Consider the following 15536-nt stretch of genomic DNA (forward strand, 5'->3'; position numbering starts at 1 on the left):
CGCCTACAATGGTTTGCGTCAGTTAAATCTTCGTCTTTGTAGGAGCCGGCTTGCCGGCGAAGGCGTCCGCGTGGGCGGTGCAGGGCTTGAAGGCCTCTTCGCTGGCAAGCCAGCTCCTACAATGGTTTGCGTCAGTTGAATCTTCGTCTTTGTAGGAGCCGGCTTGCCGGCGAAGGCGTCCGCGTGGGCGGTGCAGGGCTTGAAGGCCTCTTCGCTGGCAAGCCAGCGCCTACAGGGGGTTTTCATCGCATCGACGATTTCTTTATGCCTGCCACCACCGCTCGATCACCCGCAATCCATCGAGCTCGCCATACGGTGCGGTCTGCCCACCATGCGCCACCCTGTTCGAGCGTGCCGCCACGGAACTGGCGAACAACGGCACGATCGCCCCGCCCTCGTCCCGGCACAGCGACTGCATTTCGTTGTACATCTCGCGGCGCAGCGGGTCGTTCATTTCGCCACGGGCGGCGTTGAGCAGCTGGTTGAAACGCGGGTTGTCCCAGTGGGTTTCGTTCCACGCCGCGCCTTTGGCGTAGCCGATGCTGAACATGCGGTCGGCGGTCAGGCTGGAGTACCAGAAGGAGGTGGTGAACGGTTGCTTCATCCACACGTTGGAGAAGAAACCATCGGCCGGCTCGCGTACCACGTCGATGTCGATCCCGGCCGCGCGGGCCTGTTCCTTGAACAGCACCGAGGCATCCACCGCGCCGGTGTACGCCGCGTCAGAGGCTTGCAGGCGCACCTTGAGCGAATCCAGGCCAGCCTTTTTCAAGTAGAAACGCGACTTGTCCGGGTCGTAGCTGCGCTGCTCCAGCGCGGTGTTGATAAAGCGGCTGCCGGGCTGGATCGGGTGGTCGTTGCCCACCAGGCCATAGCCGTGCAGCACCGACGCCAGCAAGGTTTCGCGGTTGATCGCGTGCTTCATCGCCAGGCGCACGTCGTTGTTCTGGAACACCTGGCTGTCGGTGAGCATCGGGAAGGTGTAGTGCTGCGCACCCTTGGTTTCTTCGATCACCAGGTTCGGGTTGCGCTTGAGCAGCGCCACGGTTTTCAGGTCGACCTTGTTGATCACGTCCACTTGCCCGGTGACCAGCGCATTGACCCGCGCCGCGCCGTCGGCGATGGCAATCAGTTCGGCACTGGCGAAGTGCGCGCGGCCCGGTTTCCAGTAGTCGGGGCTGCGTTCCAGGGTCATGCGCACGCCCGGTTCGAAGTCCTTTAGGCGATAACCGCCCGTGCCGGCGCCGGCCTGCCAGTCCGCCGAGCCATCCTTGCTCGGCATGATCGCCAGGTGGTAATCGGCGACCACGTAAGAGAAATCGGCGTTGCCCGAGTGCAGTTCGAACACCACGCTGTCGCTGCCATTGGCGCTGACCTTGGCCACGTCGCCCAACACCGTCTTCGCGGCTGAGGTGGATTTTTCGCCGAGGTGATGCTGGATCGACGCCACCACATCGTCGGCAGTCAGGGTCTTGCCGTTGTGGAAGGTCACGCCCTGGCGAATCTTGAAAGTCCAGACGCGGGCATCCGGGGTCGAGGTCCAGCTCTCGGCCAGTTCGGGGATGGCGGTGCCGTCGACGGCAATTTCTGTCAGGGTGTTGTAGACCGCCGAGAAGCCGACGAAGGTGAAGGTGTCGGCCCACGAGCCTGGGTCCTTGGAGTCGGTGGTGCTGCCTCCGGCCAGGCCCAGACGCAGGACACCGCCCGGTTTTGGCGTGGCTTCTTCGGCGAAGGCGCCGAACGGCAGGCCCATGGAGAACGCGCCCGCTACCGCTGCGGCCGCCGCGCTGTACTTCAGGAAGTCACGACGCGGAAAACTGAATTCATGGTTCGCTTGAGTAATCTTGTTTTTGTTATCGCTCATTGCATTGCCCCTGATCAAAAAGCTAATGAATTACCGGTTCAAAACCACGCAAGACACCGGGCCAGGGCCCGGTGCGTACTGCATTCGAATTGCCAGAGATCACACCTGGATCGCCTTCACTTCGACGAACTCGTTCAACCCCTCCTCACCCCATTCACGACCATTACCCGATTGTTTGTAGCCACCGAACGGCGCCTGATAATTGAACGCCGCGCCATTGAGGAAGCACTGACCGGCGCGCATCTGCCGCCCCAGGTGCAAGGCACGCTCGGCACTGTCGGCCCAGATGCCGCTGGACAGACCGAATGGTGAGTCGTTGGCGATCTGGATCGCTTGCGCCTCATCGGTGTAGGGAATCAGGCATAACACCGGGCCGAAGATTTCTTCCTGGGCGATGCGCATGCGATTGTCGACATCGGCGAACAGTGTCGGGCTGACGTAGAAGCCACGCTCGAAGGCCGGCGCGCCGTCACCACCGCACAACAGCCGCGCGCCTTCTTGCTGACCGACCTTGATGTAGTCGAGCACGGTGCGTTTTTGCCCGGCCGAACACATAGGGCCGAGGAAGCTTTGCGGGTCGAGCGGGTCGCCCATGCGCAGGCTCAAGGTTTGCGCCAGTGCCAGTTCCACGGCCTCCTCGTAGCGGCTGGCCGGCAGCAGCATCCGGGTCAGCGCGGTGCAGGTCTGCCCGGAGTTGATCATCACGTCCTGCACGCCGTAGCGTACGGCCGCCGCGAGATCCGCATCCTCGGCGATCAGCAACGGTGACTTGCCGCCCAGTTCCAGGCACACGCGCTTGACCGATGGCGCCGCCGCTTGCGCAACGCGAACGCCGGCGCCGGTGGAACCGGTGAACGACACCATGTCCACGTCCGGGTGCTTGGCCAGCGCTTCGCCGACTTTCGAGCCCGGGCCGCTGACCAGGTTGAACACCCCGGCTGGCAGGCCGATGTCCTCGATCATTTGCGCCAGCAGGAAGGCATGCAGCGGGGTTTCCTGACTCGGCTTGACCACCACCGTGCAACCGGCGGCCAGTGCTGGAGCGAGTTTGCCGATCAACTGGTGCAGCGGGTAATTCCACGGGTTGATGAATGCGCAGACACCCACCGCCTCGCGGATCACCAGCGAGTTGCCGACTTCGCGCACTTCGTCCATGAGATGAGCCAGTTCGACGTACTGCTCAAGGCCCATGATCGGCCCGTCGACTTGCACCGAACGAGACCATTGCACCGGCATGCCCAGTTCGGTGGTAATGACGGCGGCCATCTCATCCGCACGCTGGCGCAGTTGCTCGGCCAAGGCACGGATGTAACCGGCGCGCACGTTGGACGGTGTGCGCGACCATGAAACGAAGGCCCGGCGTGCCGCCGCCACGGCGTTGTCGACGTCGCGTTCATCCCCCAGCGGAACGCTGCCGCAGACGTCCTCTGTGGCCGGGTTGATCACCTGGGCGATGCCCTGCCCCGACGGTTTTTGCCAATGTCCATCAATAAACAGTGCGTTGTGATTAAGCATCAACCTCGACCTCCATCAGTTCTTTTGCACAGCGGGCAATGCGTTGGCAGGCATCGCGCAACGGCGCAGCCCCCACCACCAAACCGAGGCGAATGTGCCCCGCCGCGCTCGGGCCAAAGGCTTCACCGGCCAACACCGAGACGCCGTGGCGATCCAGCAGGCGATCGGCAAACGCCTGGGCGCTAAGCCCGGTTTCGCGGATGTCGACCATCACGAACATCCCGCCATCGGGTTTCAACGCCCGTACGCCTGGGCAATCGGCCAGGCTGTCGCACACCAGATCGCGGCGCTGGCGGTACGCTTCGCGCATGGCTTCCAGTTCCGGCAAGTTACTTTCCAGCGCAATGACAGCGGCGTCCTGAATGAAATCCGGCGAACCGTAGAGCATGCACAGCGCGAGGTTTTCCAAGTGCGCGGCCAGGGACGGTGGCGCCACCACCCAACCGACGCGCCAGCCGGTCATGGCGTGGGATTTCGACAGGCTGTTGAGGGTTGCTGTGCGCTCGGCCATGCCCGGCAGGCTCGCCGGGCTGACGTGTTCGCCGTCGAACAGCAATTCGCTGTAGACCTCATCGGAAATCAGCCACAGGTCGTGGGCGATGCACAGCTCGGCCAACGCCGTCCAGGTGCTGCGCGGCAAACTCGCGCCGGACGGGTTGTGCGGGCTGTTCAATGCCAAGGCGCGGGTGCGTGGCGTGATGCGTGCGGCGACGTCTTCGGGCAATACCCGAAAGCCGTTTTCCGAACGTACTGGCACCGGCACCACCACGGCGCCGCAAGCACCGAATACGGCTTCGTAGGTGACGTACATCGGTTCGGCGACGAGCACTTCATCGCCGGGGTTCAGCACGCATTGGGCAACGCTGAACAACGCGCACTGCGCCCCGGCCAACACCGTGACCTGATCGGCCGACACGCGTTGGCCGCTGCGTTGATGATGACGTTTGGCAATGGCCTCACGCAGGGCACGCTTGCCGCGCACCTCGGCGTAATGGGTGTTGCCATTGAGCAGGCTGTCGATCGCGCCCTGCACGATCGGCACCGGTGTGTCGAAATCCGGATCGCCCACCGACAACAGCAGAATGTCTTCACCCTGCTCGCGCAGTGCCAATGCGCGGTAGTGGATGTCCCACGCCGCTGCGCCGTCGCCGGCGATACGTTGAGTCAGATCGGAAAAGCGCATGGCTGCATCCCCCTAAAAAACAGATCAATGCGCATTGGCATGCTTGAGTTCGATCAGCGTCACGCCGTTGCGCTTGAAGCCGTGGCGCAAGTCGGTCTGCAACTCGGCGAGGCTTTGCGGTTGTGTCACGGTGCAGCCGAACGCGCGAGCAAGTGCGGCGAAATCCGGGTTGCGCGGCAGTACGCCAATCGGCTCGATGTCGAGGCCGATCATGTCGTCGCGGATCTGCCCCAAGGCGTCGTTGTTCCACAGCAGCACCACCAGCGGACTGTCCAGCTCTTCGACGGCTGTAGCCAGTTCCTGCGCGGTGTAGAGGAAACCACCGTCACCGACCAGTACCAGCCCCGGCCGTTGCGGCGCACCGAACTTGGCGCCGATGCCGGCCGGCAGGCCATAACCCAGGGTGCCGTAGCCGGTCGGGTGCAACCAGCTGCGAGTCGCGGCGCTGTCGAAGGCGTAGTTGCCGGTGTAGGCCAGTTGGGTCATGTCGGTACTGATGAAGGCGTTGTCCGGCAGCTCCGCCGCGATGCGCTCGAGGATCGATTGGTGGATCGACTGCAACGGACCATGGCTGGCCTTGACCGCTTCGCGCAGGGCGGCGACCGAGGCAACTGCGGCGCTGGCGTCGCGTACTTCGCTCGGCAGACGTTCCAGCAAGCCGCTGAGGGTTTGTTGTGCATCGCCGTGCAAGGCCACCGCGCAGGGGTAGAAATCGTTGAACTTGCGCGGGTCGATGTCGATGCGCAGCAACTCGGCATTGAGCGGCAAACGCTCGCGCCAGAAATCGGTGTCGGCCATTTCGGTGCCGACCGCCAACACCACGTCGGCCTCGGCGATCAGGTTCCAGCCCGGCTCCACGCACAGCGATGAGCCGGCGTTGAGCGGTGCATCCGGTGGCAGCAGGCCCTTGCCGGCGACGCTGGTGAACAGCGGCGCAGCGAGCCGGGTGCTGAGTTCTTGCAGTGGCGCGGTGGCATTGAGCGCACCGCCACCGGCGATGATCATCGGTCGTTTCGCGCCGTTGAGTTTCGCCACGGCTTGATCGATGGCGCTCGTGGATGCAGGACCGCGACCCGGGCGGCGCACCACGTCGTTGCTCCAGTCATGGGCAATCGGCGCCGACAACACGTCCAGCGGCACCGAAATATGCACCGGGCGCGGCCGCTCGCTGTCAAACACCGCGTAGGCTCGGGCAATCAGTTCCGGCAGGTCTTCGGCGGTCAGCGCCACGGCCGAGAACGCGGTGATCGGCGCGGTCATTGCGCGCTGGTCCTGGCACTCGTGCAGGCTGCCCCAACCCTTGCCCAGGCTGGCGCTGTGGTTGACACTGGAAATCACCAGCATCGGAATCGAGTCGGCGTAGGCCTGGCCGATGCCGGTGGCGGCGTTAGTCACGCCGGGCCCGGTGATGATGAAGCACACGCCGGGTTTGCCGCTGACCCGGGCATAACCGTCGGCCATGAAGCTGGCGCCCTGTTCATGGCGGGTCAGGACGTGGCGGATGCCACTGCCGGGCAAGCCGCGGTACAGCTCAAGGGTGTGCACGCCAGGGATGCCGAACACGGTATCGACGCCGTAGTTGGCCAACAGCCGCACCAGGGCCTGGCCGCCGGTCAAAGTCTTGTTTTGCATGTTCATGTCCTCACGCATGGCCGAGGCGAATCAACGCATCGACGGCAGTCGTGCCCTGGGCACCGACCAACAATGGGTTCACATCGAGTTCCAGCAGCTGTGCGGCGTTTTCGCAGGCGTAATCGGCCACGGCGCGGATCGCGGTGACCAGCGCGTCGAGATCCGCCGATTCGCGACCGCGGAAACCGTGCAGCAACGGGGCACTGCGCAGACTGAGCAAGGCATTGCGGATCGCGCCGTCGGTGGTCGGCAGCAACAGGCTGCGACTGTCCTTGAGCAACTCCACCAGAATCCCGCCCGCGCCGATCACCAGCGCCAGGCCGAAGTCGTTTTCACGCTTGATCCCGACAATCAGCTCGGCCAGTGGCGGCTTGGCCATGGGTTCGAGCAACAGTTGATCGAGGGCAACGCCCGGCGCGTAGGCAGCAATGCTGCTGCGCATCGTCTCTAACGCAGCGCTCAATGCCGCGCCGTCCTTGAGGTTCAGCGCCACGGCGCCGGCCTCAGTCTTGTGCGGCAGTTGCGCGTTGACCGCTTTGAGTACCAGCGGATAGCCCACTGCTTCGGCATCCTTCAGGGCCTTGTCCGGGGTGCTCAATACGCCGTTCGGTGTCGGCAGGCCAAAGGCTTTCAACGCCTGCTTGGAATCCCACTCATTGAGCAAGTGACCCTCGCCTTCCAGCGCTTGCGGGCACAGCGGCACCAGCGTCGATTCGCCCAGCGCCAGCAAGGCCTGGCGCTTGCGCTGATAGCCGGCGATGCGGCCCCAGGCTGCGAGACCGTCTTCAACACCCTGCAACGCCGCGACGCCTTGGGCGTGCAGGCGTTCACGGGCATGGGCCGGCAGCAATTCGGGGAAGGCCGAGGTGACAAAACCGGTCTTGCCGTGGCGATGCAGCGCGGCGCCGTACAACTCCAGTAGCAGGTCGCATTCCTTGCGCTCGCCAGTGAACTGCGCCGGGTAGTCGAGCACCAGCATGGCCGCGTCGGCTTCGGTACGCAGGGCGCTGTCGAGCATGCGGTTCAAGGCTTCGCCGTCGCCCCAGATCGCCGTGGTGAAGTCCAGCGGGTTGACCAGGTTGGCGTAGGTCGGCAGCACATGCGCCAGTTCGCCGACCTGGCCGTCATCGAGTTTCGGCAGGCCCAGGTCGTTGCGTTCGGCGTAGTCGGCAATCAGCCCGGCGTCGCCACCGGAACAGGCCAGCGCGATCAGGCTGTTGCCATCCGGCAGGTTGCCGCAGGCCGCGGCTTTCAGGGTTTCGACAAAGCTCACCGGGCCGCTGACGCGAATCACCCCGAGGCGGTCGAATAGGGCGTCGTACAGCGCATCGGAACCCGAAAGCGAACTGGTGTGACTCAAAGCCAGTTCGGCGCCGATCTGCGACACACCGGTTTTCAACGCGATGATCGGGATGCCCTTCTCCAATGCCTTGTGCGCAGCGCGGGCGAAACCCTGCACGTTCTTCAGGCCTTCCAGGTGCAGGCCGATGGCGGTGACACGCGGCTCGTCGAGCAATACGTCCATCAATTCGGCCACGCCCAGTTGCGCCTGATTGCCGACCGACGCCATGTACGCCACCGGCAGCGAACGGTCGCTCATGGACAGGTTGTAGGCGAAGTTGCCGCTCTGGGTCAGCACCGCCACGCCCTTCTCCACCGCTTTGCCGCCATGGGCCACCGGCCACAGCGCGCAGCTATGCAGGTAGTCAAGCAAGCCGTAGCAGTTGGGGCCGAGCAAGGCCATGTCACCAGCGGCCTTGAGCAATTGTTGTTGCAAGGCTTGGCCTTCGGTGCCGGTTTCGGCGAAGCCGGAGGCGTAGCAGATCGCGCCGCCGGCACCGATGGCCGCCAGTTCGGCGACGCAGGTCAACGTCAGCTCGCGGTTGGTGGCGATGAATACCGCGTCCGGGCCGCACGGCAGCTCGGCAACACTGCGCACGCACGGCACGCCTTCGAGGTTGTCGTGTTGCGGGTTGACCAGCCACATTTGCCCTTGGTAGCCGCCTTCGGCACAGCGCTTGAGGGCGCGAGCCATGCTACGACCGCCCACGAACGCCACGTGTTGCGGCGCGAGCATGCGTTTGAGGTTGTCACGAATGGTTTGCGACATGGGAATTCTCCGGCGCGATCAGCGCAGCAGCGGCCGCAGCAGTTCGCGGGAAATGATGTGGCGCTGGATTTCCGACGTGCCTTCCCAGATCCGCTCGATACGGGCGTTACGCCAGATGCGTTCCACCGGACCTTCGTCCATCAGGCCCATGCCGCCGAAAATCTGCACCGCTTCATCGGCGGTACGGCCGAGCACTTCACTGGCGAACAGCTTGGCCATGCCGGCCTCGCCATCGGTCATGGTGCCCTGGTCCATTTTCCAGGCGGTGTGCAGGGTCAGCAGTTCAGCTGCACGAATCTGTGTGGCCATGTCGGCCAGTTTGAACGACACGCCCTGATAAGTGCCGATGGGCTGGCCGAATTGCTTGCGGTCCGCCGCCCATTGCAAGGACACGTCCAGCGCGCGCTGGGCCTGACCGACGCAGTTGGCCGCCACCATCACGCGCCCGGCGGTCAGCCAGGCGTTGGCCACCTCCCAGCCCTTGCCGACTTCGCCCAGCACTTTGCTGGCCGGTACGCGGCAATCGTCGAAGAACATTTCGAAGGTGTGATAACCGCGGTTACTCACACACTTGGGCCCGCGGCGGATGGTCATGCCCGGGGTGTTGCGGTCGACCAGGAACGAGGTCACGGCGTTACGCTTCTTGCCGTTGTGTTCGTAGGTGTCGGTGACCGCGAAAACGATGGCGAAATCGGCATGGCCGGCGTGGCTGATGAAGTGCTTGCTGCCGTTGAGAATGAAGTCGTCGCCCTCACGCACGGCTCGGGTCTTGATCGCGTTGGCATCGGAACCGGCGCCCGGCTCGGTCAGCGCGAAACAATCGATTTTTTCGCCCTGTATGCACGGCAACAGGTAGTCGTTGATCTGGTCGCCGGTGCAAGCCATGAGGATTTTCGACGGCCGTGCGACGAACACGTGCAGCGCCCAGGAAACCTTGGACAACTCACGCTCGATCAGCGCCTGGGACAGGTAATCGAGACCACCACCACCGACTTCTTCGGGCATGTTGAAGGCATAGAAACCGGCGGCAATCGCCTTGCCGCGAATCTGCGCGGCCAGTTCTGGCGTGACCTCGTCGGCGCGGTCGGCTTGCTCTTCGTAGGGCAGCAGCTCTTTCTCGACGAAGCTGCGTACCGAGTCCACCAACATTTCTTGTTCTTGGGTCAGTTGGAAATTCATGGTGCTACCTGTTGTTCGTTGACGGCGAAATGGGGGGAGATGCCAAAAGCTTCGCTGGCAAGCCAGCTCCTACAGATGGCTGTGCGCTCGGGTTAGCGGCCGACGAAGTTTACCGGGCGTTTTTCCATGGCGGCGCGCAGGGCTTCGGTGCCGTCTTCGCTGCGACCACAGAGCAGGCCGGCGGCGAGCTCGGCTTGCAGTTGCTCAGGCAGGCTGCGCTCGGCGCCTTCGCGCATGAGTTTTTTGGCCTGGGCGAAGGCGAAGGTCGGGCCGGCGGCCAGGCGTGCGGCGAGTTCGTGGGTGACGGTCAGCAGTTGATCGTCGGCGCACACTTCGCCGACCAGGCCGGCGGCCAGGGCACGGTCGGCGCCCCACAATTCGTCGAGGAACAGCAGGCGCTTGGCCTGTTCGCTGCCGATCAGGCGCGGCAGGTGCCAACTGGCGCCGGCGTCCGGCGAGTAAGCCATGCTGGTGTAGCCGGCCTTGAAACGCGCCGATTGCCCGGCGATGCGCAGGTCGCAGCACAGGGTCAGGTCCATCCCGGCGCCGACGGCGGTGCCGTTGATGGCGGCGATGGTCGGTTTTTCCAAGCTGTGCAGGCGGGTCATCAGGGCGTGGGCGGTTTCGGTCCAGCCGTAGGTTTCCAGCGCGCCGCGGGCTTCGGCATCGGCCCATTCGTCGAGGTCGGCGCCGGCGCAGAAGCTGCGACCACTGCCGGTCAACACCACCACGCGCACCGCCGGATCGGCGTTGAAACCGTCGAGCAAGGCGTGCAGGTTTTTCAGGGTCGGGATGTCCAGCGCGTTGCGCTGGGCGATGCGATTGAGGGTGATCCAGGCAACGCCTGCTTCGACCTGGCTGAGCAGCGACGGTTGAGTGGTCATGGGAATCCTCGAATTATTGTGATGGGTCTGAGGTGCTGCGACTTGAGGCCATACTAAACGAGTGTTCAGTAAGGCGGCAATCGGCGGGGAATGCGTGTGTAACACTCTAAAAAATCATCTATCTATTTGTTTTTACTGACTTTATTGATTGAAGTCAGTTTCAGGCACGGAAGGTTGTTACAACTTCGAACAAACGCGAGGCCGCCTTCGCTGGCAAGCCAGCTCCTACATGGGATTTGGCGAAACTCACCCTCCTGGCCTCACCACAAAAAACTGTAGGAGCTGGCTTGCCAGCGAAAGGGCCGGCACATCCAACATCGATGGCGCCTGACACGCTGCCTTCGCTGGCAAGCCAGCTCCTACAGGGATCTTCAGGGCATTCAAACGCCTTGTTCACCACACAAAACTGTAGGAGCGAGCCCGCTCGCGATGAGGGAATCAATGTCAACATCGCTGTTGACTGATCCACCGCTATCGCGAGCAGGCTCGCTCCTACAGGGGAAATGCTTACTGACGGGTATTACGCAGCCGGCAGACTCGGCGCCAGTACGCCCTGGCGTTTGCGATGGATCAGGAAGTACGCGCCATAACACAGCGCAATAAAGCCAAAGCCCCAGTACAGCGATGGACGCTGGGTTTCGTCCAAGGCCAGGAACACAAACAGCGAGCAGCACAGCGTGATGCACATCAGCGGCAATACCGGGAACCAAGGAGCGCGGTATTTCAGGTCGCTGAGTTTGCCGCCGTCACGCAGGTAGGCCTTGCGGAACTTGTACTGCGCCAGCGCAATGACAATCCAGGTTACGGTGCCGGACATGCCGCTCACCGCCATCAGCACCATGAACAAGGTGTCGGCGGCGACGAAGCTGGTCATCAGCGACACCAACGCAAAGCACAAGGTGATGCTCAAGGCGCGCAACGGCACACCACGCTTGCTCAGCGGCGACAGGCTTTTCGGCGCCATGCCGGTTTTCGACATCGCCCACAGGATGCGCGTCGAGGCATACAGACCCGAGTTGCCTACCGACAAAATCGCGGTGAGGATCACGAAGTTCATCAGGTCTGCCGCGTAGGGAATGCCGACCATGTCGAACACCTGCACGAACGGGCTTTCCATCAAACCGGCCTGCTGCCACGGCACGATGGCCGACAGCACGATGATCGCCAGCACGTAGAAGATCAGCACGCGGAATACCACGTTGCGCACGGCGCGAGGAATGCTCTTTTCCGGTTGATCGGTTTCACCGGCGGCCACGCCCATGATCTCGCAACCCTGGAACGCATAGACCACGGTCATCATCACTGCGAACACCGCCGACAAGCCGTTGGGGAACAACGAGTCACCAATCAGGTTGCTCGCCATCGGTGCTGGAGCGCCGCTGCTCAGGGGCATCACGCCGAAGATCACCAGCACACCGACCACGATGAAGCCGAGAATCGCCGCCACCTTGATTCCCGAGAACCAATATTCCGCCTCACCGAATGCGCGGGTCGCCATCGCATTGATGCCGAACAGCACCACCACGAACAACGCCGACCAATACCAGATCGGCACATGCGGGAACCAGCGCGTCATCAGCATGCCGGCGGCGGTGAACTCCAGGCCCACGGTGGTCGCCCAGCTCATCCAGTACACCCAGCCGATCATGAACCCGGTCGCCGGGCCGATGTATTTTGTGGCGTGGGTCTGGAACGAACCGGACACCGGCATCTGCACCGACAGTTCGCCCAGGCAGACCATCACCAGGTACATCAAGAAACCGGCGACCAGGTAAGCCAGGATCGCCCCCACCGGACCGCCCTGGTTGATGGTCACGCCGGAGCCCATGAACAGCCCGGTGCCGATGACGCCACCCAGCGACAGCATGAAAATGTGCCGGCTCTTGAGAGCACGGGTCAGCTGAATGCCTTTTTGATCTGTGTTTTCGTTCATGTCGGCACCTCAACAGTCAGTGAGGTGAACAGCGCGCGACAGGACGTCACGGCGCAGGGAAGGATCAGCTTTACGGCAATTCATTATTATTATCTCCAATAAGCTTCGAAGACCGCGCTGCGGCGGTTGCGACGATTATTGGAAAGCCATGTAAGTTCGCGTTGACCGTGAAGATCGAAGTTGTAGAAAGTCGTAACAAACTTGTACGTCAGTGTTGCAACAGGCCCTTGAGGGTATCGAGCGACTGCTGCATGTGTTCCTCCAGCACGGCAGTCATGCCGCGGATAGCCGACTCGTGGTTGTCCAGCGCTGACTCCTCCAGCACCCTCAAGGTACTGGCCAAGGCCCGAAAGCCCAGCGAATCGCAACTGCCGGCCAAACGGTGCGCCAACTGCGCGACCTCGGTGCAGTCATCGGCCGCCATCGCTTCCTTCAGCGCATCGCGATGCTGAAGGATCGAGACCCGCAGCCCCGTCAGCAGGCCCTGGACCTTTTGCTCGCCGAGCAAGGTGCGATGGGTCTGCAACAGTGGCCAGTCCATCGTGTCGTCACTCATCAGCGACCCGGCGATGTCGGTACGCCCTTCGAGCACCTGTCGCAGGTTTTCCAGGTTCAGGGGCTTGGCCAGGATGCCATCCATGCCGGCATCCAGATAACCGCGCACCTGCGCCGGTTGCACGCTGGCGGTCAGGGCAAAAATTCTCGTGTGGCGGTTCGGTCCATCGCTAGTGCGGATCTGTCGGCACAACTCGACGCCACTGATGCCCGGCAGGTGCACGTCCAGCAACATCAGGTCGAACGCCTGCTCCGCGCAGATTTCCAGTGCCTGTTGCGCCTCTTCGGCCAGCCAGACGTGATGGCCGTCCCGTTGCAACAACCCTTGGGCCACTTCCCGATTGAGCGCCACGTCTTCGACCACCAGGGTCTTCAGGGCCGGACTTGCCGCCCGCAGTGGTGCGACCTCAATCGCTGCACTCGATGGCTCGAGGCAAAGCTCGAACCAGAAGCAACTGCCGCGCCCCTCTTCACTGTCCACGCCGATGCGCCCGCCCATCTGCTCCACCAGATGCTTGCAGATGGCCAACCCCAACCCCGTGCCGCCAAAGCGTTGCGCGACTTCTTCGCTGGCCTGGGTGAAACGCTCGAAAATCTTCGCCTGCATTGCCGGCGCAATGCCGATGCCGTCGTCGGTGACACTGACCCGCAACCGCTGACCCGCCCGTTCACCGGTGTCAGCGAGCAACGCCACCTCGACGCTGACTTCGCCGTCTTCGGTGAACTTGATCGCGTTGGCCAGCAGGTTGCTCAGCACCTGGCGCAGGAACTGCTCGGCGCCGTGGTAATGCTCGGCAACAGGCGGATCGACCCGGCAGGTGAGGATCGTGTCGTTGCTCAGCGCCCGGGGTTCCAGCAGGGTCAGCACCTCATCGAGCAACTGGCGCAGCGAGAAAGTCACCGGCTCGGGTTGGCTGACGCCCTCCTCCAGCTTGGCGAAATACAGCACTTCGTTGAGGATTGTCAGCAAGCCTTCGCCTGCCTTGTGCAAGGCATCCAGGCGTTTGCCGTCCTGTGCCTCCAGACGCGCGCCGCGCAACAATTCGGCCATGCCGAGAATGCCATTGAGGGGCGTGCGCAGTTCATGGCTCATGGTCGCCAGGAACCGCGATTTGGCGAGGTTGGCCGCTTCCGCTTCATCCTTGGCGCGCATCAGGCTGGCGGTCCGACGCTCGACCATTTTCAGCAGTTCGTCGCGGTTGTCCTGCAAGGCCAGGCGATCGGTTTCCCGGCGCTCGATGTCCCGCAGGATCGCCCGGCGCATGTCGTCCAGCGCGTGGGCCACGGTGTCGATTTCATCACTGCCGCGACGCTTGTCCAGGTGCAGGGGGTCGTGCCATTCACCGGCGGCAATGCGCCGGGCAAACTCGGCCATGACTTTCAGGTGGCGGGTCACCAGTCGATAAAACAAGCCCGACAAGGCAACGGCCAGGCCGCAGAGGAACACCGCCATCCACAACAGGCTGGTCAAACCGGTGGCGTAGAGACGCTGGTACACCGCCCCCAGATCGGTACTGACTTCCAGTTCGCCAAGGTTGCGCAAAGGGCCGGACGGCGGCTGGTAGTCCAGGGCAAAGCGTTCGATGCGCAACGGTCCCGCAGGGTCTGGATTGCCCTGCAGCAGGTCGAAATCGGCACTGCTCAGATGCACCCGGGCGACATCGGAGAAATCCACCAGCCCCCGCAACTGCACGTTCAGTTGTTCCTGGTTCAAATCCCAAAGGCTGCGCTCCAGGCTGGCCAGGTAGCCGGCGCGGATCAGTTCCATGCGCGAATCGATGTCGCGCATTTCCCGTCGATACTCGATGTACAACTGCACACTGCTGGCGAGCACGGTGAAGCACAGGCTGAACAACAGGATGAACAGCAACAGGCGCCGCAGCAGTCCGCCGGGACGGGCGCGAATCATTGCGCATCCGCCGGCAGGTTGATCATGTCGCGGTAGGTCACTTCGCTTTCGTTGAGCCAGCGTTCGATGTCGCCGGCATCGACCATGCGCTGCAGCTGCGCATTGATCTCGGGCATGCGACTGGCCAAGTGCGAGCGCCGCGACACGGCGACCCGCAGGTAGTCCACGCTCAGGGCCTTGGGCAAGGCGACGATGTCCTGGCCGCCGGGCAGGTTTTCCACGTACAGCTGGCCGGTGCGCCGCTCTTGGGTGATGAAGTCGATGCGTGCGCGAATCAGCTTGCCGAAGTTCTGGTGGCTGTCGGATACCCATTCGATGTTGTTGTTGCGCGCGACCATGCGATCGAATTCCACACCGTAGCTCTCACCAAACAACAGGCCACCGCGGTAATGGGCCAAGTCGTCGAGTTGTTCGAACTTCACCGGATGTTGACGGTTGATGAACAGCGCGACTTCTTCACGCAACACCGGCACCGTCGAGAACAGCATGCTCTGCTCGCGTTGTGCGGTGCTGTAGGCCAGCACCACGTCGACCCGGCCTTCGGCAGCGTCCAGCAGGCAGCGTTTCCAGTTGCCCAGCACGACCATCTCGACCTCGTAGCCCAACTGGCCGAACAGGTTTTTCACCACGCTTGGCGCCAACCCGCGCACCTGTTTGCCGTCACTCCAGGAGATCGGCGGGTACACCGGGTAATCGCAATAGCGGATCTTGTCCGCCGCAACCGCCTGGCCGAACACACACACCGCCAGCAGGCACAGCCATCGCGCCATTC

The 15536-nt window shown here is 63.0% G+C and carries 10 protein-coding genes; all 10 read right to left on the bottom strand.

Annotation, left to right across the window (positions count from 1 at the left end; translation table 11 throughout):
- Window positions 1-262: 262 nt before the first annotated feature.
- Window positions 263-1864, bottom strand: a complete 1602-nt coding sequence (locus tag J1D76_RS18055) for an ABC transporter substrate-binding protein (protein ID WP_421139615.1) — start codon at window positions 1862-1864, stop codon at window positions 263-265.
- 99 nt (window positions 1865-1963) lie between these two features.
- Window positions 1964-3379: an aldehyde dehydrogenase family protein gene (locus J1D76_RS18060; protein WP_421139616.1), complete on the bottom strand. Its 1416-nt coding sequence runs from the start codon at window positions 3377-3379 to the stop codon at window positions 1964-1966.
- On the bottom strand, window positions 3372-4562 hold the full coding sequence (locus J1D76_RS18065; protein WP_421139617.1) for a pyridoxal phosphate-dependent aminotransferase: 1191 nt from the start codon (window positions 4560-4562) through the stop codon (window positions 3372-3374). The genes J1D76_RS18060 and J1D76_RS18065 overlap by 8 nt, the downstream gene beginning before the upstream one ends.
- Before the next feature lie 24 nt (window positions 4563-4586).
- On the bottom strand, window positions 4587-6194 hold the full coding sequence (locus J1D76_RS18070) for a 5-guanidino-2-oxopentanoate decarboxylase (RefSeq protein WP_421139618.1): 1608 nt from the start codon (window positions 6192-6194) through the stop codon (window positions 4587-4589).
- Between the two features lie 10 nt (window positions 6195-6204).
- On the bottom strand, window positions 6205-8304 hold the full coding sequence (locus J1D76_RS18075; RefSeq protein ID WP_421139619.1) for an acetate--CoA ligase family protein: 2100 nt from the start codon (window positions 8302-8304) through the stop codon (window positions 6205-6207).
- 18 nt (window positions 8305-8322) lie between these two features.
- Complete coding sequence (locus tag J1D76_RS18080; protein WP_421139620.1) at window positions 8323-9483, bottom strand: acyl-CoA dehydrogenase family protein; 1161 nt, start codon at window positions 9481-9483, stop codon at window positions 8323-8325.
- A gap of 92 nt (window positions 9484-9575) precedes the next feature.
- The gene (locus tag J1D76_RS18085; protein WP_421139621.1) at window positions 9576-10367 is read right to left on the bottom strand and encodes an enoyl-CoA hydratase/isomerase family protein; all 792 of its coding nucleotides are present in this window, start codon (window positions 10365-10367) and stop codon (window positions 9576-9578) included.
- Window positions 10368-10887: 520 nt separating this feature from the next.
- The gene (locus J1D76_RS18090) at window positions 10888-12300 is read right to left on the bottom strand and encodes an amino acid permease (protein ID WP_421139622.1); all 1413 of its coding nucleotides are present in this window, start codon (window positions 12298-12300) and stop codon (window positions 10888-10890) included.
- Between the two features lie 208 nt (window positions 12301-12508).
- Window positions 12509-14764 (bottom strand): ATP-binding protein, encoded by a 2256-nt coding sequence (locus tag J1D76_RS18095; protein ID WP_421139623.1) that lies wholly within the window; start codon window positions 14762-14764, stop codon window positions 12509-12511.
- Entirely contained in the window at window positions 14761-15534 is a 774-nt protein-coding gene (locus J1D76_RS18100; RefSeq protein WP_421139624.1) for a substrate-binding periplasmic protein, read from the bottom strand. Before J1D76_RS18100 ends, J1D76_RS18095 begins: the two co-directional genes overlap by 4 nt.
- Window positions 15535-15536 lie beyond the last annotated feature (2 nt).

This window comes from Pseudomonas sp. NFX15 (genome assembly GCF_049132105.1).
Classification (GTDB): domain Bacteria; phylum Pseudomonadota; class Gammaproteobacteria; order Pseudomonadales; family Pseudomonadaceae; genus Aquipseudomonas.